Annotated in this window: 19 protein-coding genes and 1 pseudogene; 12 read left to right on the top strand and 8 right to left on the bottom strand. The window is 71.5% G+C overall.

Annotation, left to right across the window (positions count from 1 at the left end; genetic code table 11):
• Positions 1–42 precede the first annotated feature (42 nt).
• Entirely contained in the window at positions 43–708 is a 666-nt protein-coding gene (locus tag AB0B35_RS09150; protein ID WP_360527770.1) for a TrkA family potassium uptake protein, read from the bottom strand.
• On the bottom strand, positions 698–2053 hold the full coding sequence (locus AB0B35_RS09145) for a potassium transporter TrkG (RefSeq protein WP_361042724.1): 1356 nt from the start codon (positions 2051–2053) through the stop codon (positions 698–700). The genes AB0B35_RS09150 and AB0B35_RS09145 overlap by 11 nt, the downstream gene beginning before the upstream one ends.
• Positions 2054–2160: 107 nt before the next feature.
• Here AB0B35_RS09145 and sthA point away from each other — a divergent pair, with 107 nt between their 5' ends.
• The 5 genes and pseudogenes from sthA (at position 2161) to AB0B35_RS09120 (ending at position 8658) form a co-directional block, all read left to right on the top strand.
• Positions 2161–3564 carry a Si-specific NAD(P)(+) transhydrogenase gene (sthA, locus tag AB0B35_RS09140; protein WP_361042721.1) on the top strand — a complete coding sequence of 468 codons (1404 nt, stop codon included), beginning with the start codon at positions 2161–2163 and terminating at the stop codon, positions 3562–3564.
• 80 nt (positions 3565–3644) lie between these two features.
• Complete coding sequence (locus AB0B35_RS09135; protein ID WP_361042719.1) at positions 3645–4574, top strand: endonuclease/exonuclease/phosphatase family protein; 930 nt, start codon at positions 3645–3647, stop codon at positions 4572–4574.
• Between the two features lie 200 nt (positions 4575–4774).
• The gene (gndA, locus tag AB0B35_RS09130) at positions 4775–6202 is read left to right on the top strand and encodes an NADP-dependent phosphogluconate dehydrogenase (RefSeq protein ID WP_360527761.1); all 1428 of its coding nucleotides are present in this window, start codon (positions 4775–4777) and stop codon (positions 6200–6202) included.
• Between the two features lie 138 nt (positions 6203–6340).
• The gene (locus AB0B35_RS09125) at positions 6341–7642 is read left to right on the top strand and encodes a hemolysin family protein (protein ID WP_361042716.1); all 1302 of its coding nucleotides are present in this window, start codon (positions 6341–6343) and stop codon (positions 7640–7642) included.
• A 135-nt stretch (positions 7643–7777) separates the two neighbouring features.
• Positions 7778–8658, top strand: a pseudogene (locus tag AB0B35_RS09120) (M20/M25/M40 family metallo-hydrolase).
• A 19-nt stretch (positions 8659–8677) separates the two neighbouring features.
• Here AB0B35_RS09120 and AB0B35_RS09115 read toward each other — a convergent pair.
• Complete coding sequence (locus AB0B35_RS09115) at positions 8678–9241, bottom strand: MBL fold metallo-hydrolase (protein WP_361042714.1); 564 nt, start codon at positions 9239–9241, stop codon at positions 8678–8680.
• A gap of 111 nt (positions 9242–9352) precedes the next feature.
• Complete coding sequence (locus AB0B35_RS09110; protein ID WP_361042712.1) at positions 9353–10123, bottom strand: SDR family oxidoreductase; 771 nt, start codon at positions 10121–10123, stop codon at positions 9353–9355.
• Positions 10124–10309: 186 nt separating this feature from the next.
• Between AB0B35_RS09110 and AB0B35_RS09105 the strand changes: the two genes are divergently transcribed.
• Both AB0B35_RS09105 and AB0B35_RS09100 read left to right on the top strand, forming a co-directional pair.
• Positions 10310–12124, top strand: a complete 1815-nt coding sequence (locus AB0B35_RS09105; RefSeq protein ID WP_361042710.1) for an acyl-CoA dehydrogenase — start codon at positions 10310–10312, stop codon at positions 12122–12124.
• Positions 12111–12710, top strand: a complete 600-nt coding sequence (locus AB0B35_RS09100) for a TetR/AcrR family transcriptional regulator (protein ID WP_361042707.1) — start codon at positions 12111–12113, stop codon at positions 12708–12710. Before AB0B35_RS09105 ends, AB0B35_RS09100 begins: the two co-directional genes overlap by 14 nt.
• Positions 12711–13307: 597 nt before the next feature.
• Here AB0B35_RS09100 and AB0B35_RS09095 read toward each other — a convergent pair.
• Entirely contained in the window at positions 13308–14420 is a 1113-nt protein-coding gene (locus tag AB0B35_RS09095) for a ricin-type beta-trefoil lectin domain protein (protein WP_361042705.1), read from the bottom strand.
• A 182-nt stretch (positions 14421–14602) separates the two neighbouring features.
• Here AB0B35_RS09095 and AB0B35_RS09090 point away from each other — a divergent pair, with 182 nt between their 5' ends.
• The 3 genes from AB0B35_RS09090 (at position 14603) to AB0B35_RS09080 (ending at position 19541) form a co-directional block, all read left to right on the top strand.
• Positions 14603–15829 carry an ROK family transcriptional regulator gene (locus AB0B35_RS09090; RefSeq protein WP_361042702.1) on the top strand — a complete coding sequence of 409 codons (1227 nt, stop codon included), beginning with the start codon at positions 14603–14605 and terminating at the stop codon, positions 15827–15829.
• 289 nt (positions 15830–16118) lie between these two features.
• Positions 16119–18914, top strand: a complete 2796-nt coding sequence (locus AB0B35_RS09085; protein WP_361042698.1) for a BTAD domain-containing putative transcriptional regulator — start codon at positions 16119–16121, stop codon at positions 18912–18914.
• Positions 18915–18980: 66 nt separating this feature from the next.
• Positions 18981–19541, top strand: a complete 561-nt coding sequence (locus AB0B35_RS09080; protein ID WP_361042694.1) for a hypothetical protein — start codon at positions 18981–18983, stop codon at positions 19539–19541.
• Here AB0B35_RS09080 and AB0B35_RS09075 read toward each other — a convergent pair.
• A complete protein-coding gene (locus tag AB0B35_RS09075) occupies positions 19517–20101 on the bottom strand; it encodes a protoglobin domain-containing protein (protein ID WP_361042691.1) in 585 nt (194 codons plus the stop codon). The genes AB0B35_RS09080 and AB0B35_RS09075 overlap by 25 nt on opposite strands.
• A gap of 252 nt (positions 20102–20353) precedes the next feature.
• On the opposite strand from AB0B35_RS09075, the gene AB0B35_RS09070 reads away from it, so the two are divergent.
• Positions 20354–21427: a glycoside hydrolase family 19 protein gene (locus AB0B35_RS09070; RefSeq protein ID WP_360527732.1), complete on the top strand. Its 1074-nt coding sequence runs from the start codon at positions 20354–20356 to the stop codon at positions 21425–21427.
• 35 nt (positions 21428–21462) lie between these two features.
• Here the strand turns inward: AB0B35_RS09070 and AB0B35_RS09065 are convergent, their stop codons facing one another.
• The gene (locus tag AB0B35_RS09065) at positions 21463–22119 is read right to left on the bottom strand and encodes a dihydrofolate reductase family protein (protein ID WP_361042688.1); all 657 of its coding nucleotides are present in this window, start codon (positions 22117–22119) and stop codon (positions 21463–21465) included.
• 76 nt (positions 22120–22195) lie between these two features.
• Between AB0B35_RS09065 and AB0B35_RS09060 the strand changes: the two genes are divergently transcribed.
• Positions 22196–22486, top strand: coding sequence for a hypothetical protein (locus tag AB0B35_RS09060; RefSeq protein ID WP_361042685.1), 291 nt, complete (start codon positions 22196–22198; stop codon positions 22484–22486).
• 16 nt (positions 22487–22502) lie between these two features.
• Here AB0B35_RS09060 and AB0B35_RS09055 read toward each other — a convergent pair whose 3' ends face one another.
• Positions 22503–23141: an SIMPL domain-containing protein gene (locus tag AB0B35_RS09055; protein WP_361042682.1), complete on the bottom strand. Its 639-nt coding sequence runs from the start codon at positions 23139–23141 to the stop codon at positions 22503–22505.
• Positions 23142–23202: the final 61 nt, after the last annotated feature.

Here is a 23202-nt window from a genome sequence, read left to right as displayed (position 1 = left end):
TCCTCCCCCGTTCCCGGTCCCCGGATGATCAAAACGCCGCGGTCAGGGCAGTTCGGCGAAGCGCTCCACCCGGTCCACCGGCCCGGCGACCACGATGATGTCGCCGTACTGCAGCACGGTCGTCGCGTCGGCGTAGGTGAACTCGCTGCCCTGCGTCTTCACGCAGACGATGGTGACCCCGTGCTTGCGCCGCAGCCGGGTCTCCCCCAGCGCAACGCCCACGTACTCGTGCGGGGGCCGGGTCTTGACCAGCGCGAAGTTGGAGTCGATCTCCATGTAGTCGAGCATGCGGCCAGACACCAGGTGGGCCACCCGCTCGCCCATGTCGTGCTCGGGCAGCACGATGTGCTTGGCCCCGATGCGCTCCAGGATGCGGCCGTGCTGGCGGCTGACCGCCTTCGCCCAGATGTCGGCCACCTCCAGCTCCACCAGCAGCGACGTCGCCAGGATGCTGGCCTCCAGGTCCGAGCCGATGGCGACCACCGCCCGGCCGAACTCGGCCACGCCGAGCTGACGCAGCGCCTCCAGGTCGGTGGCGTCCGCGGTCACGACGTGGGTCAGCTCGCCCGCGAGGCTCTGCACGACCTTGGGCCGGTGGTCGATGGCGAGCACCTCGGTGCCGCGGCGCATCAGCTCCAGAGCCAGCGAGCTGCCGAACCTGCCCAGTCCGATGACGACGACGGGGTCGTTGCCGTTCTCAGCCGACAAGGGGACGCTCCTCGGGTAGCTCGTAGTGGCGGGTCTTGGCGCGCAGCGCCAGTGCCGTGCCCAGGGTCAGCGGGCCGACGCGGCCCACGAACATCAGGATCGCGAGCAGCGCGTGGCTGGCGGCGTTGAGTTCGGCGGTGATGCCCGTGGACACCCCGACGGTCGCGAACGCCGAGATGACCTCGAACAGCACCTGGTCCAGCGGGTGCGGGTTGAGCACCAGCAGCAGGTACGTCGAGCCCGCCACGACACCGACGCCGATCAGGGCGATGGTGAGCGCCTGCCGGTGCAGCTGCTCCGGGATGCGGCGCCGGCCGACGTTGACCGACGGCTCGCCGCGCAGCTCCGCCCAGATCACGTAGGCCAGCAGGCCGAACGTGGTGACCTTGATGCCGCCGGCGGTGCCCGCGCTGCCGCCGCCGATGAACATCAGCGCGTCGTACGCCAGCCAGCTCGACGGGTACATCGCCGCGATGTCGATGGAGTTGAACCCGCCGCTGCGCGGCATCACCGCGGCGAAGAACGCGTTGAGCAACTGGTCCGCGCCGGACATGTCGCCCAGCGTGCGCGGGTTGCGGCCCTCGGTGGCCAGCAGCAGGACGGTGCCGCCGACCAGCAGCACCGCGCTCAGGGTGAGCGTCAACCGGGTCAGCACCGACCAGCGGCTCGGCCGCCGCCACGAGTGCCGCAGCTCGAACAGCACCGGGAAGCCCAGCCCGCCGACGATCACACCGACCGCCAGGGTCACGCAGATCCACGGATCGGTGTTGAACCTGATCACGCTGTCGGGCCACAGCGCGAACCCGGCGTTGTTGAACGCCGAGATCGAATGGAACAGGCCCAGGTAGACCGACCGCCCGAGCGACTCTCCGTAGCCGAGCATGAACCGGCCCGCGAGCACCGCCGCGAGGATCGCCTCACTGACCAGGCTCAGCACCACCACGTTGCGGACCACCCGGCGCAGGTCGGTCATCTGCAGCGTCCTGGTCTCGGCCTGCACCAGCATCCGCGCCCGCAGGCCCATCCGGCCGGACAACGCGACCGCGAACAGCGTCGCCATGGTCATGATGCCCAGGCCGCCGACCTGGATCAGGAGCATGATGATGAGTTCCCCGGCCACCGACCAGTGCGTCTCGCTGTCGACCAGGATCAGGCCGGTCAGGCACACCGCCGAGGTGGCTGTGAACAGCGCGTCGAGGAACCGGGCGGGCTCGCCCGACTCGGTGGCGAGCGGCAGCGACAGCAGGCCCGTGCCGGCCAGCGCGGCGGCCGCGAACCCACCGACGATCACCTGCGTCGGATGGTGGAACTGGTCGAGCACGACCGCCGACACACTCCTGCGCACGCGGCGACCATACCAATGTCCTGGTCGGCGAGTGATCCCTGGCGCGGTGCGACGATCGCCGTTCGGAGGGTGCCCGCCGTTAACGTGAACGTGCCAAGGTATGCGGCATGCGTGATGTGGACGTCCTCGTCATCGGATCCGGGCCCGGCGGGCAGAAGGCCGCCATCGCGGCCGCCAAGCTGGGCCGGCGGGTCGCCATGGTGGAACGCGGAGACATGATCGGCGGGGTGAGCGTCAACACCGGCACCATCCCGTCGAAGACACTGCGTGAGGCCGTGGTCTACCTCACCGGCCTGAGCCAGCGCGAACTCTACGGCCAGAGCTACCGGCTCAAGGAGGACATCACCGTCTCGGACCTGACCGCCCGCACCGAACACGTCATCAGCCGCGAGGTCGACGTGGTGCGCGGCCAGCTCGCCCGCAACGGCGTACGGCTGCACGCCGGCACGGCACGGTTCACCGACCCGCACACCGTGCACGTCACCGGCGAACGCGGCCGAGACTTCTCGATCACCGCGGACAACATCGTCATCGCCGCGGGCAGCCGCCCCGCCCGCCCCGCCACCGTCGAGTTCGACGACCTGACCATCATCGACTCCGACGGCATCCTCAAACTCGACCGCGTGCCGCGCTCCATGGTCGTGGTCGGCGCGGGCGTCATCGGCATCGAGTACGCCTCGATGTTCGCCGCACTGGGCACGAAGGTCACCGTCGTCGAGCGGCGCAGCCGCATGCTCGACTTCTGCGACCTGGAGGTCGTCGAGGCGCTGAAGTACCACCTGCGGGACCTGGCGGTCACGTTCCGGTTCAGCGAGGCCGTCGCCGCCGTCGAGAAGCACCCCAAGGGCGCCATCGCGGTGCTGGAGAGCGGCAAGACCATCGCCGCCGACACCGTCATGTACTCGGCCGGGCGGCAGGGCATGGGCGACTCGCTCGGGCTGGAGGCCGCCGGGCTGTCCGCAGACGACCGCGGCCGCATCAGCGTCGACGAGCACTTCCGCACCGCGGTGCCGCACATCTACGCCGTCGGCGACATCATCGGCTTCCCCGCGCTGGCCGCGACCTCGATGGAGCAGGGCCGGCTGGCCGCGCACCACGCCTGCGGGCAGCCGCTGGGCCCGATGTCGGAGTTGCAGCCGATCGGCATCTACACCATCCCCGAGATCAGCTACGTGGGCCGCACCGAGGACGAGCTGACCGACCAGCGGGTGCCGTTCGAGGTGGGCGTGTCCCGCTACCGCGAGCTGGCGCGCGGCCAGATCATCGGCGACTCGCACGGCATGCTGAAGATCCTGGTGTCGTCCGAGGACCGCAAGCTGCTCGGCGTGCACGTGTTCGGCACCGGCGCGACCGAGCTGCTCCACATCGGGCAGTCCGTGATGGGCTGCGGCGGCACCGTGGACTACCTGGTCGAGGCGGTGTTCAACTACCCGACGCTGGCCGAGTCGTACAAGGTGGCCGCGCTGGACGCGACCAACAAGATGCGCCACATCGCCCACCTGCGAGACTGACCCTGGTGGACACCATGACGGCGCCGGCTACGGGCGTCACGACATACCGACGGCTGCCCTTCCCCCGGGAGGGCTCCCGGGTGCGCGCAGGTCGCTTTCCCGGCCTGGTGACGGCGGTGCTGTCCGTGCTCGTCGCCGGCCTGCTGGTGCTGCACTCCGCCGTGCCGAACACGCTCGGGCACCTGGGCAGCCTGCTGGAGTCGTTCCTGCCCTGGCTGGGCCTGGCCGTCCCACCGCTGCTCGGCGTCGCGCTGCTGCGCCGCTCGGCGCTCGCACTGATCACCCTGCCGCTGCCGGTTGCCGCCTGGCTCGGCCTGTTCGCCGGGGTGCTCGCCCCGGCTGCCGACGAGCCGTACGACCTCACCGTGGTGCAGCACAACGTCAGCGACGAGAACCCCGACCCGGCCGGCACGGTCCGGGGCCTGCTGCAGGTGTCGCCCGACCTGATCGCCCTGGAGGAGGTCACCGAGCAGGCCATGGCCTCCTACGCCGCCGCGCTGGCCCCCGCCTACCCGCATGCGGCGGTGCAGGGAACGGTCGGGCTGTGGTCGAAGTTCCCGCTGTCCGACGTGCGGGTGGTCGAGATCCGGCCGCGCGCGATAGTCGACGTCTGGAGCCGCGGCATGCGCGCCACGGTGCGGCTGGCGCAGGGGGACGTCGCGGTGTACGTCGCCCACCTGCCCTCGCTGCGCCTGGGCTGGAAACACGGCTTCGGCTCGACCCGGCGCGACGGCAGCGCCGAGAAGCTCGGCGCGGCGCTGGCCGCCGAACCGCTGGACAAGGTCCTGCTGCTGGGCGACCTCAACGGCACCCTGGACGACCGCGGGCTCGACCCGGTCACCACGCAGCTGGCCTCGGACCGCTCCGACTTCGCGTTCAGCTGGCCCGCGCCGGCGCCGCTGTCGCGCATCGACCACGTGCTGGCGCGCGGCTCGACGGTCACCCGGGTCTGGTCGCTGCCCCGCACCGGCAGCGACCACCTTCCGGTGGCCGCCCGGATCAGGTTCTGAGGTCGGCAGTCCGCCCCATACGCGCTCGCCGGGCCGGGTCTTCGGGAGAGGATGGAGTCCGCCGGAGCACGGCTTCTCGATCACTAGGACAACCGCCGCCCCGGGCGTGCGGACCCGTGCCCGGCGTGATGGGGTATGAGGTGGAAGGGACGCACCGGGGCGGCCGCAAACATCGAGCTTTCACGACCAGGAGTCACACCATGGCAGCACAGATCGGTGTCACCGGGCTGGCGGTGATGGGCGCCAACCTCGCCCGCAACCTGGCCCGCAACGGCTACACCGTGGCGGTGCACAACCGCAGCCGCGCCCGCACCGACGCGCTGATCGCCGAGCACGGCGACGAGGGCGACTTCGTCCCCACCGAGACGATGGCCGAGCTGGTCGGCGCACTGGAGAAGCCGCGCCGCGTACTGATCATGGTCAAGGCCGGCAAGCCGGTCGACGACGTGATCGCCGAGCTGGTGCCGCTGCTCGACAAGGACGACATCATCATCGACGCGGGCAACTCCCACTACACCGACACCCGCCGCCGCGAGGCCGCGCTGGCCGAGAAGGGTCTGCACTTCGTCGGCGTCGGCGTGTCCGGCGGCGAGGAGGGCGCACTCAAGGGCCCGTCGATCATGCCGGGCGGGTCGAAGAAGTCGTACGAGTCGCTCGGGCCCATGCTGGAGAAGATCTCCGCGCACGTGGACGGCGAACCGTGCTGCTCATGGATCGGCACCGACGGCGCCGGCCACTTCGTCAAGATGGTCCACAACGGCATCGAGTACGCCGACATGCAGGTCATCGGCGAGGCGTACGACCTGCTGCGCTCCGGCGCGGGCCTGGAGCCGGCCGAGCAGGCGAAGATCTTCGCCGAGTGGAACAAGGGCGACCTGTCCTCCTTCCTCATCGAGATCACCGCCGAGGTGCTCGGCCACGTCGACGCCAAGACCGGCAAGCCGTTCATCGACGTCGTCGTCGACGCCGCGGGCATGAAGGGCACCGGCGGCTGGACCGTCATGGCGGCCCTGGAGCTTGGCTCGCCGGTCACCGGCATCGGCGAGTCGGTGTTCGCCCGCGCGCTGTCGTCGCAGTCGGCCCAGCGCCCGACGGCGCAGAAGCTGCTGGCCGGGCACGAGGTCAAGGTGGACCTGCCGGACACGTTCGTCGAGGACGTGCGCCAGGCGCTGTACGCGTCCAAGCTGGTCAGCTACGCCCAGGGCCTGGACATGCTGGTGTCGGCGGCCAAGGAGTACGGCTGGGAGCTGGACCTGGCGGCGATCGCGTCGCTGTGGCGGGGCGGCTGCATCATCCGGGCGGCGCTGCTGCGCACCATCACCGAGGCGTACCGCAGCGAGAACCCGCCCGCGAACCTGCTGTTCGCGCCGGAGTTCACCGAGGCGATCGGGGCGGCCGTGCCGGCCTGGCGCCGCGTGGTGGCCACCGCCGCGCAGCTGGGCATCCCCGCCCCGGTGTTCTCCTCGTCCCTGGCGTACTACGACGGCCTGCGCCGCGAGCGGCTGCCCGCCGCGCTGACCCAGGGCCTGCGGGACCTGTTCGGCGCGCACACCTACAAGCGCGTGGACGCCGAGGGCACCTTCCACACGCTGTGGTCGGGTGACAAGTCCGAGGTCAAGCAGGACTGACGCATTTCACGAACAAAGCTCCGTTCATGCCGTTTTCCAGCACGAACGGAGCTTTGTCCGTGCCGCCCGGTGCAGAACCTTCAGGCTGACCCGCTACGGTGTGGGTTCTGTCTTGAACATGTCGAGGAGTGAACGCCCGTGGGCGGCTACGGCACCCAGGTTCTGCTGGTGCTTGTCCTGATGTTGATCAACGGAGCGCTTTCCGGCAGCGAGATGGCCCTCATCTCGCTGCGCGAGTCGCAGATCCAGCGGCTCGAGCGCTCCTCCTCCGGCGGCAGGGTGCTGGCGCGCCTGTCCCGGGACCCCAACCGGTTCCTCGCCACCATCCAGATCGGCATCACCCTGGCCGGCTTCCTGGCCTCGGCCTTCGCGGCGACGTCACTGGCCAAGCCGCTGGTGCCGGCGCTCGCCTTCCTGGGCTCGGCGGCCGAGCCGGTCGCCATCATCATCGTCACCCTGATCCTGACCTTCCTCACGCTGGTGCTCGGCGAGCTGGCCCCCAAGCGCATCGCCATGCAGCGCGCCGAGGGCTGGGCGCTGGTCGCCGCGCGGCCGCTGGACTGGATGGCCAGCGCGTCGCGGCCGTTCGTGTGGCTGCTCGGCAAGGCCACCGACATGATCGTGCGCATCGCCGGGGTCGACCCGCGGGCCGGCCGGGAGGAGATCTCCGCCGAGGAGATCCGCGACCTGGTCGTCGCGCAGCGCAGCTTCACCGCCGAGCAGCGCGAGATCATCTCCGGGGCGTTCGAGATCAGCGAGCGCGACATCCGCGACATCCTCATCCCGCGCCGCGAGGTCGTCACCCTGCCCGCGGACATGTCCGCCGAGGAGGGCCTTGCCGTGCTGGCCGAGACCGGCCACAGCCGGGCCCCGGTGGTCGGCGACGGCGACCTCGACTCGGTCGTCGGCGTGGTGCACCTGCGCGACCTGCTCGGCGCGGGCGGCCCGGTCGGCGAGCGCGCCCGCACCGCGATCTTCCTGCCGGAGACGCTGTCGGTGTCGGACGCCATGCGCCAGCTGCGCAACCAGCGCGAGCAGTTCGCCCTGGTGGTGGACGAGCACGGCTCGATCGACGGCATCATCACGATGGAGGACCTCGTCGAGGAGGTCGTCGGTGAGATCTACGACGAGACCGACCGCGACGTGGTCTCCGTGGTACGCGAGGCCGACGACGTTTTCCTGGTGCCGGGTTCGTTCCCGCTGCACGACCTGCCGGACCTGGGCATCGACCTGAACCGGCTGGGCGAGATGGACTACACCACGGTCGCGGGCCTGGTGCTGGACAAGCTCGGCCACATCCCGACCAAGACCGGTGAGACCGTCAAGGCCCCCGGCTTCACCGCCGAGGTCACCGAGATCGACGGCCGCAGCATCGCCCAGATCCGCCTGCGCCTGACCCGCAACCACGACCGCCACCAGGACCGCAACCCCACCGCGTGATCGCCGGACTTGCCGGGCACCTGTGCGTATCTTGAACGCGCATACGCCCGGGTGCCAGGCAAGTCGACGGATCTTGGACGCACCGACGGCGCGGCGGCCGCCGCCCGCTTGCGGACGGCTACTACAACGGTCGCCATGACAGACGTGACAAGCGTGGCGGCGCTGCGAGAGCACATCGGACGGCTGACCGCTTACGGCCCGCGCCATCGCGGCAACGGCCGGGCCGTGTCCGCCGCACTCGACCACATCACGGGCTGTCTGGCCGGTTATGGGTACGAGGTCGTGCGGGAGCCGTACGGCGACGCACCCCAGGAGGTCAATCTGCTCGCCGAGCGCACGGGCACCGTTACGGCTCCGGTGCTGGAGGTCGGCGCGCACTGGGACAGCGTCGCCGGCAGCCCGGGCGCCGACGACAACGCCAGCGGCGTGGCCGGCTGCTGGAGATCGCCCGGCTCTGCGCGGCGGAGCCGCCCGCGCCGCGTACCGTGCGGTTCTGCTTCTTCGGCGGCGAGGAGCACGATCCGGGACCGTGCAACGGCAGCCGGGCCCACGTCGCCCGGCTGGAGGCCGCGGGTGCCGACGTCGAAGGCGTCATCGTGCTGGAGATGATCGGCTATCGCGACCTGCGCCCCGGCTCGCAGACGTTCCCCGACACCGACGGCCCGGCAGACCCCGGCCCGCACCGCGGGGACTTCATCGCCGCAGTCGGCAACGTCGAGGCCGCCGCGTACCTGGCCGCCATCGGCGAGGGCGGGGCGGCCCAGGTCCCGCCGCTGGCGGTCCTCGCGATACCGGTGCCCGCCGACCACGCGGCCGACGGGGCACGCAGCGATCACCAGCCCTACTGGGCCAGCGGCCGGCTCGGCGTGATGGTCACCGACACCGCGGAGTTCCGCAACCCCCACTACCACCGGCCGACCGACTCGCTCGACACTCTCGACCTGGACTTCGCCGCACAGGTGACACAGTCCGTCGCCCGCGCCGTGCGCACCCTGGCGCACCGCCCTGCCAAGTGACGCCGTACCGTCCGCGAGCTCAGCGCGGGGTCGTCGGATCGGGCACGAACGCCGGGCCGTGACCGGGCACGATCAGCACCGGGTTCAGCGCGAGCAGCCGCGCGCGGGACGCCGACAGCGCGACGCCGTCCGTGGCGAACGGATCCTTCGGCGGCCCTTCCGCGTGCCACCACACGTGGGTGAGCGCGACCAGGCCGTCCGCGGTGTCCGCCAGGGTCGTGATGTCCTCGGCGGTGTGCCCGGGGGTGCGGATCAGCCGGATCGCGTCGGAGAGCGCGTAGCCCTCGGCGTCGCGGCTGACCCACTGGTCGTCCACGTAGTAGGCCCAGTGGTCGTGGTAACGGGCGTTGCGGAACAGCGCCGCGTTGATGGTGTGGTCCGGATGGTGGTGACTGAAGATCACATCGGTGACGTCGTCGGGGTCGACGCCGAGGTCCGCCAGCGGTCCGAGGATCTGCTGCCGGTCGGCGACCATGCCGGGATCGACCACCACGGTGGTGTCCCCGTCCCGCAGCAGTGCGACGGTGCTGGCCACGCGGTCGCCGACGTACCCGGCGTTGAGCACCCACAACTGTGCCGCCATGCCCATAGGCTACCGGCGGCGCGTCCCCCTCGCCCCGCTCGGCTGCGCTTTCGGGGAAACTGCACGAACCAGGGGTCCGATTGCGGCAGCTTCCCCGAAAGGGGAGCCCGGTCAGCCGACGAAGGAGTGGCGGATGAGGGAGCCGCCGTCGACGACGAGGGTCTGGCCGGTCATCCAGGAGGAGGTCTGGCCGACCAGGAAGACCACGGCGCTGGCGATGTCGTCGGGTTCGCCGATGCGGCCGAGCGGGGTGTGCTGGTTGATCAGCTCCTCGTTGTTCTCCCACAGGGCCTGGGCGAGCTTCGTGCGTACGATGCCGGGCGCGATGCCGTTGACCCGCACCTTGGGGGCCAGCTCGGCGGCGAACTGGCGGGTCAGGTGGATGACGGCGGCCTTGGTGGCGTTGTAGTAGCCGATGCCGGGCTCAGTGGCCAGGCCGCCGACGGAGGCGATGTTGACGATCGCGCCGCCGTTGGCGGCCATCGAGGCGTGCCAGGCGGCCTGCGTCCACAGCACGATGGACAGCTGGTTGACCTGCACGGTCTTCTCCGCGCGGGACACGTCGAGGTCGACCATGGGGCCGAAGTACGGGTTGGTGCCGGCGTTGTTGACGAGCACGTCGACGGAGCCGAACTCCGCCACGGCGGCGGCGACGCAGGCGTCGGCCTGGTCCTTCTCCCCCACGTGCGCGGCCTTGGCGAGGAAGCCGACCTTCGGGTACGCCTCGCGGAACTCCGCGGCGACCGCGTCGAGCGCGTCCTGCCGCCGGGAGGTCAGCACGACGTTGCAGCCCTCGGCGGCCAGGGCGGCCGCGGTGGCCTTGCCGATGCCGCGGGAGGCGCCGGTGACCAGCGCGGTACGACCTTCCAGACCTGTGCGCACAGCTTCGCCCCTTGTCAGTCCGTGGATTGGTGCAGTCGATGTGCGCACACCATAGCGATCCGACCGACCGGTCGGTAGGGTTGGTGAAAAGCTACATACCAACCGGTCGGTATTGACGGGGCGAGCCGGGCGCGCTTGGATGGGCAGCCTGGACGGCGGCTGGTCCGCCACGGCGAGAGGGTGGGCATGAGCCACTACCGGAGCAACCTTCGTGACCTGCGGTTCAACCTGTTCGAGGTGTTCGGCCTCGGCGAGAAACTGGGCACGGGACGCTTCGCCGAGCTGGACGCCGACACCGTCGAGCACATGCTCGCCGAGGTGGAGCGGCTGTCGGTCGGGCCGATCGCGGCGTCGTACGCCGACGTGGACCGCAACCCGCCCGTCTACGACCCGCAGACCCACTCGGTGACGATGCCGGACAGCTTCCGCCGCTCGTACCGGGCGTGGATGGACGCCGAGTGGTGGCGGCTGGACATGCCCGCCGAGGCCGGTGGCGTCGTCGCCCCGCGCGCGCTGTGGTGGGCGCTGATCGAGCTGGTCCAGGGCGCGCAGGCGCCGGTGTACATGTACGGCGGCGGCCCCGGCTTCGGCGGCCTGCTGCACCGCATGGGCACGCCCGAGCAGCAGCGCATCGCCGAGATCATGATCGAGCGCCAGTGGGGCGCGACGATGGTGCTGACCGAGCCGGACGCGGGCTCCGACGTCGGCGCGGGCCGCACCCGGGCGGTGCCGCAGGCCGACGGCTCGTGGCACCTCGAGGGCGTCAAGCGGTTCATCACCTCGGGCGAGCACGACCTGAGCGAGAACATCATGCACTTCGTGCTGGCCCGGCCGGTGGACACGCCCGGCGCGGGCGGGCCGGGCACCAAGGGCCTGTCGATGTTCCTGGTGCCGAAGTTCCACTTCGACCACTCCTCGGGCGAACTGGGCGAGCGCAACGGCGTGTACGCGACCAACGTCGAGAAGAAGATGGGCCTGAAGGTGTCCAGCACCTGCGAGCTGACCTTCGGCCAGCACGGGACTCCCGCGAAGGGCTGGCTGGTCGGCGAGGTGCACGACGGCATCGCGCAGATGTTCAAGGTGATCGAGTCGGCGCGTATGCAGGTCGGCGTGAAGGCGATCGCGACCCTGTCGACCGGTTACCTCAACGCCCTCGACTACGCCCGCCAGCGGGTGCAGGGCCCGGACCTGACCCGCGCGGCGGACAAGACCGCACCGCGGGTCACCATCGACCGGCACCCCGACGTGCGGCGCATCCTGATGCTGCAGAAGGCGTACGCCGAGGGCCTGCGCGCCACCTACCTGTACACCGCCGGCTGGCTGGACCGCGACCACGCGCAGGGCGCGAACGTCAACGACCTGCTGCTGCCGATCGTCAAGGGCGTCGGCTCGGAGCGCTCCTACGAGATGCTGGCCCTGTCGCTGCAGACCCTGGGCGGTTCGGGTTACCTGCAGGACTACCCGATGGAGCAGTACATCCGGGACACGAAGATCGACACCCTGTACGAGGGCACCACCGCGATCCAGGGCCAGGACTTCTTCTTCCGCAAGATCGTGCGGGACCGCTCGGTCGCTCTCGACCTGCTCGTCGGCGAGATGGAGCAGTTCCTCGACGCGAACGAGTCCACCGATGGCCTCAAGCTGGAGTGCGAGTCGCTGCGCGAGGCGATCGCCGACGTGCGCGGCATGGTGGCGACCATGTTCGGCTGGCAGAAGGCCGCGGGCGACGACGTCACCGAGGTGTACAAGGTCGGCCAGAACACCACCCGGCTGCTGATGAGCGTCGGCGACCTGGTGATCGGCTGGCTGCTGGTCCGGCAGGCCGCGGTCGCGCTGGCCGCCCTGGACGGCGCGACCGGCGACGACGTGGGCTTCTACCAGGGCAAGCTCGCGGTGGCGCGGTTCTTCGCGCGTACCGTGCTGCCGGAACTGGCCGCGCGCCGCCGGGTGCTGGAGACGACCGACAACGCGCTGATGGAGATCCCGGATGGGGCGTTCTAAAGCCGAGGGCGGGGCCGGGGTGCGCACGCGCATCCTGGCCGCGGCCTGCGACCTGTTCGCCGAGCAGGGCTACGACGCGACCTCGGTGCAGCAGGTCGTCGACCGCGCCGGAGTCACCAAGGGCGGCCTGTACCACTACTTCGGGGCCAAGGAGGACCTGCTCGTCGAGATGTACCGGGCCGTCTTCAGCGAGCGGCTCGCGGCACTGGACACGATCCTGGCGCAGGGCCGCGATCCGGAGTGGACGCTGCGGGCGATCATCGACGACATCGTGGTGGGCACTGCCGCGATGCGGCGGGAGTCGGCGGCGGTCTCACGCGAGCTGGCCACCATGGACAGCGGGCGGACCCAGCGGCTGCAGGCCGACTGGCGGCGCTACCAGGAGGCGGTGCGGGGCCTGATCCGGCAGGCGCAGCAGGACGGGGTGTTCAGCCCGGTGGCGTCCCCGGAGGTGGTCTCCTGGTCGATCTTCGGGGTGACGAACTCGCTGCACACCTGGTTCCGCCCGGACGGCCCCAAACCGGCCGAGATGATCGCCCGTGAACTCGCGGACTTCGTGCTGGCCGGGCTCAAGGCACCGGCCTGACGACGGGGCCGCATGGGGCACCGCGGATGGCGATGCCCCGCGGGGACGGTCAGCGCACGAGGGTGCTGAGGGCGTCGGCCACCGACGTCACCACCGTGGCGATTCCGGTCGCGATGGCGGTGATGAGGCCGGCCACCGCGGCCACCAGGATCGCCCAGGCGGCCGGGCCGCTGCGGACTCGGCGGGTGCGGGCACGGACGGGGGTCGGGGGTGGGTGTGACTCCTGTGCATCGCCGTCTTGGGGATGCGCGGAACCGGACCCAGCGCGTACTCTGGGCACTACAAAGCCTCCTTATCGGCTTGGACCGCTGGTAGTGGCTTAAGGTCGGCATCCGTTGGCGCGGGTGCCGACCTTCTTTTGTGGATCCTCTTCGCCGGGGGGCGTCGTGGACTGAACCAATCCTAAGGCAACGCGCCGGTAATAAACCCGCTCGCGGACGCGACTTGGCGGAGTTTGGCAATCACCTCATTGCCCGAACATCGCCGCCATTCGCGTGGACATTGTGGACGCCCGATCTTCGGCACCAGGACTTCTCCGCTCTGAGCAGGCTCGACACGCCGGCGCGAGGGTGGACTCGCGCCCACCCTCGCCGTGGGTCACCGGACGAACCAGCGTTGTGCGCCGGTGCCGTTGCAGGTCCACAGGTGCACGATGGTGCCGTTGGCGGTGCCGCTGGAGCGGGCGTCGACGCACTTGCCCGAACCCGCGCCGACGATGGTGCCGTTCGCGTTGAATGTGAAGCGCTGCGCCGCGGTGCCGTTGCACGGCCAGACCTGGATCTTCGTGCCGTCGGCGGTGCCGTTGCCGTTCACGTCCAGGCACCGGTCGCCGTAGATGCGCAGCTCACCCGCTGCGGTGCGGGTCCAGAGCTGGTTGGCGGCGCCGTGGCAGTCCCACAGGTGCACCTGGGAGCCGGGACCGGCGGTGCCGGTGCCGGAGTCGTCGAGGCAGCGGTTGGACAGCGGGTTGGACAGCAGCACGGCGGAGCCGACCGGCGGCACGGCGACGGGGGCGAGGCTGCCGGGCACGGACTGCAGCGCGGCGTGCCACTTCGCGGCCATCTTGTCGTAGCCGGTCTGGTTGGGGTGCAGCCCGTCGGCCAGGTCGGCCAGGGTGAGCGCGGAGTGCATGTCCACCAGGTGGGTACGCGGACCCTTCTGCGCGACGATGCCGGGGATCGCGGCGTTGAACGTCACCGAGCGCGCCTCCTCGGTGGCGTTGCTGCGCGGGATGACCTGCGCGACGAAGATCTCGGTCTGCGGGCCGAGCAGCCGGATCTTGTCGATGAGGGCCGACAGCCGGGCCGGGGCGTTGGCGACGTCGTAGTTCTGGCCGATGTCGTTGGTGCCGATGTGCAGCAGGACGGTGCGCGGCGCGTACGTGCGCATCCAGTTGACGATGTTGGCGTCGAGCTGGTCGATACGCCAGCCGGAGTGGCCCTCGTGGTCGTGGTCGCCGAGGGCGGCGGGGCCGTTGAAGCCGGAGCCGACCAGGTCGACGGTCTGCCCGGCGGCCGCCATCCGCTGCCAGAGGTTGATGCGGTAGCCGCCGGGCACGTTGAACCCGTCGGTGATGGAGTCGCCCAGCGGCATGACGCGCACGCCGCCGTTGGTCTCGGCGTAGGCCGGGGCGGCCGTGAGCAGGGTCAGGCCGCAGCAGGCGGCGAGCACGGCGGCGAACGCCGGCAGCCTGCGCAGGAAACGGCGCATGAGCGGTCCCTTCGATCAGCCAGGGGCTCGCGTGACGCCGTCCACGCAAACAATATCGTCAATGCGTGAGTTTTACGTCCGTCGATGGGAATGTCAATGGCCGGGCGAAGGCGGCTGGGCGGTGGCAGGCGCCGTCCCGTATCGTTGATCCTTCAACGTCACCAGCCGCAAGGTGCTCACCGATGCCGACCAGTCCTGCGACGCTGCGGACCGACCTCACTGTCGAGGAGGCTTCGCAGCCGAACCTCGGCGCACTCCTGCGGCACGTGCACCGCGACGGGCCGCTGTCCCGCGCGGCGCTGGCCGAGCGGATGAACCTCAACCGCAGCACGATCATGGGGCTGACCACGAAGCTGGCCGCCGCCGGCCTGGTGCACGAACGCCGCCCCGCGGGCGAGGGCCGCTCGGGCCGCCCGTCGCTGGTCGTCACCCCCGCCGCGCAGCAGGTGTACGTGCTGGCCTTCGACGTAGCGGTGGACCGGCTGGTCGCGGCCCGGGTGGCGCTGGGCGGCACGATCCAGCAGCGCCGGGTCGCCCCCCGCTCGCGCTCCGGCCCCGACCTCGATGCCGTGGTGGGCGCGCTGGCCGGGTTCGGCCGGGAACTGCACGACGCCGCACCGCCGGGGTCGGTCTGCGTCGGCGTCGGCGCGTCGTACTGCGGGATGATCCGCCCCGGCGACGGCATGGTCCGCTACGGTCCCTACCTGGGCTGGGTCGACCAGGCGTTCGGCACCGAACTCGGCGGGCAGCTCGGGCTGGGCCTGCCCGTGGCCGTCGGCAACGAGGCCCATCTCGGAGCGCTGGCCGAGCACGAGCGCGGCGCCGGGGTCGGCGTGCAGAACCTGGTCTACCTGCACGGTGACGTCGGGGTGGGCGGCGGCATCATCGTCGGCGGCGAGGTGCTCGACGGCGAAGCCGGGTACGGGTGCGAAGTCGGCCACATGCTGGTCAATCCGCATGACGGGCGGCAGTGCTCGTGCGGCGCGCGTGGCTGCCTGGAGGCCGAGGTCGGCGAGCGGGCCCTGCTCGACGAGGCGGGACGGCCGGCCGAACTGATCGGACGCGACGCGGTCCGCGCGGTGGTCGCGGACGCCGAGCGCGGCGACCCGACGGCACGGGCGGCGGTGCGGCACGTCGGCGACTGGCTGGGCATCGGCGTCGCGAACCTGATCAACCTGTTCAACCCGGGCATGGTGATCTTCGGGGGCATCATGCGCGACGTGTACCTCGGTGCCGAGCCGCAGATCCGCAGCCGGATCGAGCGCCACGTGCTGCCCGTGTCCCGCGAGCGGGTACGGCTGGCCACCGCGGCGCTCGGCGACGACACCACCCTGCTCGGCGCGGCCGAACTCGCCTTCGCCGAGCTGCTGGCCAACCCGCTCGGCGTGATGGCGCACGCCGGGCGCTGACGACGGCAGGCTCCTCAGGACCAGGCCCCGGGGCGTGGCGGCCGCGCGGTGTGGGCGGATCGCGGACCCGCCCACACCGTCAGCGACAGACCTCCACGTCAGACGCCCGTATGGTCATGGCGACGGCCCGCCCCCGGACCGCGCGACGACCACCCCCGTTGCCTTCCCGGGCGTCCCGTTCGGGCACCTGCCCCACGACGCGACCAGCGCGTCGTGAGATCGTCTTGCCACGGAACAGTCTCTGCTACGGGACCTATCCGTTTCCTATGCGCGAAGGGCGGTGCACGACGTGGCGGTGTTCGGCATCCTCGGGCCGGTGTCGGTCACCGCGCCGTCCGGGACCGTGCCGATCGCCCGGCCGCGCAACCGGGCCGTGCTCGGCTTCCTGCTGCTGCACGCCGGGCGGCTGCAGTCCACCGAGCAGATCGTGGACGCGCTGTGGGGCGGAGCCGTGCCGTCCACCGCGCCCGCGCAGGTGTACGCGGCGATCTCCGCGCTGCGCGCCGGCCTGCGCCCGGCCGGGCTGGACACCTGCCTGGTCAGCCGCGCGCCCGGCTACCTGATCGAACTGGCCCCGGGGCAGCTCGACCGCGACCTGTTCAGCGCGGGCGTCGCCGCCGCTCGCACGGCCGTCGACAGCGCGGACCTCCCCGGCGCGGCCCGGCACGCCCGCGAGGCGCTGAAGCTGTGGCGCGGACCCGCGCTGGCCGACATCACCGCCGCGTACGCCGAACCGGCCCGCTCCCACCTCGACGAGCAGCAGGCGCTGGCGTACGAGCTGCTCGCCGATGTCGAGCTTGCCCTGGGCCGGCACACCGACCTCGTCCCCGAGCTGCTCATCTGGACCGCCGCCCACCCCATCCGGGAGCGGCTGGTCAGCCGCCTCATGCTCGCCCTGTACCGGGCCGGGCGGCAGGCCGACGCGCTCGGCGCGGCCCGCGACCTGCGCCGGCTGCTGCGCGACGAGCACGGGCTCGACCCGGGTCCTGAGGTCACCGACCTGGAGGCCGCCATCCTGCGGCGCGACCCGGCGCTGGACCCGTCGCCGCCGTCCACGGTCGCCGTCGCGGCCACGCCGGCGGGGCACGTCGTGCCGGCGCAGCTTCCCGCACCGGTGCCGGGGTTCGCCGGACGCGCGCTCGACCTGGCACACCTCGACCACCTGCTCGACGCGTCCGGGCCGCGCAGCGTGGTCGTGTCCGGCACCGCCGGGGTCGGCAAGACCGCACTGGCCGTGCACTGGGCGCACGGGGTCACCGGGCGCTTCCCCGACGGCCAGCTGTTCCTCAACCTGCGCGGCTTCGACCCGCGGCAGCCGGCACTGCCCGCCGAGGTGGCCGTACGCGAGCTGCTGCAGGGCCTGTCGGTGCCCGCCCGGGAACTTCCCGACAGCCACGACGCGCAGGTCGGCCTGTACCGCAGCCTGATGGCGGGGCGGCGCATGCTGGTGGTGCTCGACAACGCCGCCGACGCCGAACAGGTCCGCCCGCTGCTGCCCGCCTCCGCCGGTTCGCTGGCCCTGATCACCAGCCGCAACCGGCTGTCCGGGCTCGCGGTCACCGACGGCGCGGCGACCATCGCCCTCGGCCTGCTCGACGCCGACGAGGCCAGGCAGCTGCTCGCCAACCGCATCGGACCGGCCCGGATCGCCGACGCCCCCGGTGCGGCCGACGACATCGTCGAGCGGTGCGCCCACCTGCCGCTGGCGCTGTCCATCGCCGCGGCGCGCGCCGCCGAGGACCCGCGTACGCCGCTCGGCACGGTCGCGGCGCAGCTGCGCGCCAGCGGCGACGGCCTGGCCCCGTTCACCGGTGAGGACGCCGCGTCCGACATCCGCTCGGTGCTGTCGTGGTCCTACCGCGCCCTCAGCGAACCGGCGGCGCGGCTGCTGCGGCGGCTTGGCCTGCACCCCGGTCCCGACATCGGCGACGACGCGGCCGCCGCCCTCGTCGGAGTCCCGGCGGAACAGGTCCGGCCGCTGCTGCGCGAGCTCGACCGGGCCAGCCTCGTCGCCGTGCCGCACCCCGGCCGGTACACCCTGCACGATCTGCTCCGCGCGTTCGCCGTCGAGCTGGCCGAGCGCCACGACGGGCCCGACCGCACGCCGGCACTGCGGCGGCTGCTCGACTTCTACCTGCACAGCGCCGTCGCCGCGGCGGTCCTGGTCGATCCCGCCCGGGAGGCGGTCGCGCTGGACCGGCCCGCCGACGGCGTCACCGCGCGCACGTTCACCGAGCGCGACACGGCGGTCGCCTGGTTGCACGCCGAGCACCACGCGGTGCTGGCCGCGGTGCGGCTGGCCCACGCCGAGGGCTTCGACACCCACACCTGGCAGCTGTCGTGGAGCCTGGTGTCCTACCTGAACTGGCAGGGCCACCACTACGACTGGCGCGAGGCGCAGGATCTCGCCCTGGCCGCGGCGTACCGGCTGGGTGACCGCGTCGTGCAGGCACGCACCCACCGCGGCGTCGGGCGCGGGCTGAACGCCGCCGGCCGCGCGGACGAGGCGATGGCGCATTACCACGATGCCCTGCGGATCTACCGGGAACTGGGCGACGTGGTCGGGCAGGGCGCGATCCACCTGAACATCGGCGCGCTGCACGACCGGCAGCGCGAGCACGAGGCGGCGCTCGAGCACAGCTGGCTGGCGCTCGACCTGTACCGCCGGGCCGGGTACGAGCTCGGGCAGGCACGCGCCCTGAACAACATCGGCTGGGCGTACACGCAGCTGGGCGAGCACCGGCTCGCGATCGAGCCGTGCCAGGAGGCGATCGCCGTCTGCCAGTCGCTGGGCGACGTGAACAGCGAGGCCGACGCCTGGGACTCGCTCGGCCATGCGCTGCACCACAGCGGACTGGTCGCCGAGGCGATCGACGGCTTCCAGCGCGCCCTGGCGATCTACCGGACGGTGGGCAACCGAGGGCTGGAGGCAGTGATCCTCATCCATCTCGGCCAGGCGCACCGGACCGCGGGCGACCCCGACGCGGCCGAGCGGGCCTTCGAGCAGGCCGCGGCGATCCATGACGACCTGGGCGCCACCGCGGCCGAGCAGGTCCGCGCCCTGAGCACGCCACGACCCGCCTGAGCCGCCACCGCGGCGACGACCGTCCGCCTCAGTCGACGCGGGCAGGTCCCCGCGGGGGTTGTCCGCGTGCACGCCGCCGAGCAGCACGACGCGGTCGCGTTCGAGCAGTCGCACCGCCGCCCAGGTCGGCGGCAGCAGCGCCTCGGCGAGGCCGCTTCCGTGCCAAGCGTCGGCGACACACGGCCCGAACCGGACGGTCCTCGCCGGATCCAACACGGTGCCGTGGCGCGCGTACCGGGCAAGCTCGAAGTCGGGTGGCAGCGAGAAACTGAGGTCGACCACGGCGTCGAGCCGGTCGGTCCGGTCGCGCTGATGGACGACGAGCCGCAGTTTGTCGTACCGGCCGATGGCCTCGATCCATCCGGCGGCCTCGCCGGCGTGGTCGTCGTGGCCGTGCCAGAACCGCCGGCTGGTGTCGGACAGTCCCGCGAGGAACGACGTCAGCGCCGCCGTGTCCTCGGCGTGCAAGGCCCGGAAGGTGAACGAGTTGCGCGCCAGGGTCAACCGTCGCGCCAGTGGGGCAGGATCGACGGCGAGAGCAGCGAGAACAGGCAGCACAGCACAACCCTCTCGCACGGGCACGTCGGGGTGCACCCCGTTTGTCACCAGCCCTCGCCGTCGGCGTAGGGGCGGCACCACAGCGCCGCCTGCAGGGTGACCGCCTTGAACCAGGCCTGGTGCATCGCCTCGACCTCGTCCGGAGTGTGGCCCTTGCGGGCCAGGAACGGCCGCATGGTCGCGGTGATCGGCACGATGAAGGCGATCAGGTAACGCATGTTGATCAGCGGCACGGACGGTGCGTCGTCGGTGGTGTTCTTCTTCGCGGCGGTGTGCCGCAGCCCGATCTCCTCGGCGTAGTCCAGCCACGCCTGGTCGTACGGCCGGTTGCAGGTGTCCAGGATCCACTGCCCGAACCGAGCCCGCACCCGCCGCTGGTAGTCGTCGATGAGCTGCCCATCCGGGGTGGAGAAGTAGGCCACCAGGAACGGGTGCGCCAGCACGAAGCCGTACCAGACATCGAGCACGTCCTCGACCTGGTCGGCGAGCACCTCGCCCGCCTGGCGCAGGGCGGACTCGTCGGCGGGTCCGAGCAGCACGCTCTCCTTCAGTCGCGCCAGCTCGTCGAGGGTCACCGGCGACCGGGCCGCGTCGGCGGTGCCGTACGTGTATCCGGGGATCTGCGTCATCCTGGTGCTCCCTGTCCGCAGCGGCAGGCCCGTGCCCACCGCCCGATCCGGCATTCCGTATGCACGGTAGCTGTGATTTCGACATGTTCGGGCGGTTTCGCGGATCGCGCCCGCCCGGACACGTTTCGACCAGGACAGAACGGCACGCCGCACGACTGTTAGGAAGCTTTATTTATTGATACTCTTCGTCGCGAGCGCTCGCCCCCAGGTCCCTCACGAGCCGCCGGCACCGCGCCGCGGAGAGGAGTCACCATGTCCCGACAACGTTCGCTGGCGCTGGCCGGAGTGCTGGCGGTCGTCGCCGCGCTCGCCGTCATCCTGCCCTCGTCGTCCGCGTCGGCCGCGAACTGTGTGGCCGCATGGCAGTCGTCGGCCGTCTACACCGGAGGCATGACCGCCTCCCACAACGGCCGCAACTGGCTGGCCCGCTGGTGGACCCAGAACGAGACGCCCGGCGTCGCCGAGGTCTGGTCCGACCAGGGCACCTGCACCGGCGGCACCACGCCCCCGCCCGGCGGCACGTGCAACCACCCCAACTGGGCAGCGGGCACCTGGTACACCACCGGCAGCATCGTTCGCTACACCAACGGGCTGTACTACATCGCCGAGCACGACAACCCGGGCTACGACCCGACGATCAGCACCTGGTACTGGGACCCGTACACCTGCAGCGGCACGCCTCCGTCGACCCCGCCGACCAACCCGGGCGGCTTCGTCGTCTCCGAGGCGGCCTTCAACCAGATGTTCCCGGGCCGCAACTCCTTCTACACCTACCAGGGCCTGATCGCCGCGCTGAGCGCCTTCCCGTCCTTCGCCACCACCGGCAGCGACACCGTCCGCCGCCAGGAGGCCGCCGCGTTCCTCGCCAACGTCAGCCACGAGACCGGCGGGCTGGTCCACATCGTCGAGCAGAACACGGCCAACTACCCGCACTACTGCGACGCCGGCCAGCCCTACGGCTGCCCGGCCGGGCAGGCCGCCTACTACGGCCGTGGCCCTATCCAGCTGAGCTGGAACTTCAACTACAAGGCCGCCGGTGACGCGCTCGGCCTGCCGCTGCTGACCAACCCGTGGCTGGTGCAGCAGGACGCGTCGGTCGCCTGGCGCACCGGCCTGTGGTACTGGATGACCCAGAACGGCCCCGGCACGATGACCGCGCACAACGCCATGGTCAACGGCGCGGGCTTCGGTCAGACGATCCGCAGCATCAACGGGTCCATCGAGTGCAACGGCGGCAACCCGGCCCAGGTCCAGAGCCGGGTCACCAAGTACCAGCAGTTCGTCCAGATCCTCGGCACCACCGCCGGTGCCAACCTGTACTGCTGACCGCGGCGGGCGGCGCCTCGTCGGGGCGCCGCCCGTCACCCGTCGCGGCGCTCGTAGTGCAGCAGGACGACGCCGTTGCCGAAGGAGCGCGTGCGCTTGAGGCGCAGGTCGTGCCGCCGGTCCGACGGCTGGAACAGCGGGCGGCCGCGGCCCAGGACGACCGGGTGCACGTAGAGCCGCAGCTCGTCGACCAGGTCGTGTTCGAGGAACACCGCCCCGAGCGCGGCCCCGCCGAGGGCGATGTCCCCGCCGACCTGCTCGGCGATGTCGCGGATCTCGTCCGGCACGACCTCGCGCAGCACGGTGGTGTTCCAGCCGGCCTGGTCGAGGGTGCGGGAGAAGACGTACTTCGGCATGTCGCGCCAGATCCGGGCGAACTCCACCTCGGGTCCGGCGGCGGCCGGGTCCTGGTCGGCGGTCGGCCAGTAGTCGGCCATCAGCTGGTAGGTGACACGGCCGTCGAAGAACGCGCCCATCGGGGCGAGCAGTGCGTTGAAGTGCTGGTGCAGCTCCTCGTCGACCAGGTGCCAGTCGAGCCCGCCGTCCGGATCGGCGAAGAAGCCGTCGACGGACACCGACATCATCAGCACGACCTTGCCCATGGCGGCCTCCTCGCCGACCATCCTAAAGTCGTGGTCCGACGCCACCCCGGACTGACGCGGCACCATGATCGACGGAGTTGCCCGGCACATGGGCGAATCTTGACCCGCCATACCCACATGTGCCGGGCAAGTCGAACGACCTTGACGGGGCGGGCACACTCGGCGGATGGGTGTCGACGTCGCAGCGCTGGTGATCGTGCTGGGTGAGGTGCGGGCGTGGCTGGCCCGGCCGGGCAACGACTTCTCGTGGTCGTCCTTCGTGGACGCCGACGCCGCGCTGGCCGAGATCGACGAACTGAACGCCGGCGTCCAGGCCGAGGGCCGGGTGCCGTTCGCGCTGTCAGTGCTGTTCGCCCCGACCGGCCCCATCCAGGAGGTGGCGCTGTCCAGCGGCTGGGGCGACGAGTTCCTCACCCTCGCCGCCCGGTTCGACGCCGCGTCAGCCGGGGACCGCTGACCGCTCGCGGGCGTGATCACGCTATGGCGAAGCCCATGATCACCGCAGCCGACACGACCACGTGGCCGGGCGCAAGCGATCCTTCAGCAGCGTCGAAACTGACGCTGCCGCCGCGCTCCAGCTCGGGCGCGTCCAGGTCCACGTCTTCCAGGTGCAGGAGCGGGCCGACCTGGACACCCGCGGAGGCCGCGTACGCTGCCGCCTTCGCCCGTGCCGCCTCGACCGCCTGTGCCCTGGCCTCGTCGCGCAGTTGCGTCTTCGCGCTGACGTCGAACTCCACCGAGTCGATCTCGGAGGCGCCGGCGCGCACCAGGTCGACGAGCAGCATCTGCACCGAGTCGAGGTTCGTGGTCGAGACCGAGAACGAAGCGCTGCAGCGGTAGCCCAGGAAGCGCTGCTCGCCGTCGCCCCACTCCCACGCACTCTTCAGGTCGAGGCGCGAGCCGTCCACGGCGGAATCCGGCACGCCGTGTCCACGCAGCACCTCCCGGACCGCGCGGACCTTCTCGTCGACGGCTTCGAACGCGGCCTGCGGCTCCGGCTCCACCCGGGAGACCCGCAGCTTGACGCGCACCATGTCCGGTGCCCGCTTCACGCTCGCCGCACCGGAGACGCTGATGCCCCACGGCTGCGCGATCATCTGCTTGGGCGACATGGCGCTCCTGACGGGACGTGACTGCGAGAACGCATCAGCATAAGGCCGCCCGGCGATCGCG

Source organism: Catellatospora sp. NPDC049133 (assembly GCF_040648455.1).
In the GTDB taxonomy this organism is placed as follows: Bacteria; Actinomycetota; Actinomycetes; order Mycobacteriales; family Micromonosporaceae; genus Catellatospora; species Catellatospora aurea.
This window is presented reverse-complemented; position numbering and strand designations above follow the sequence as displayed.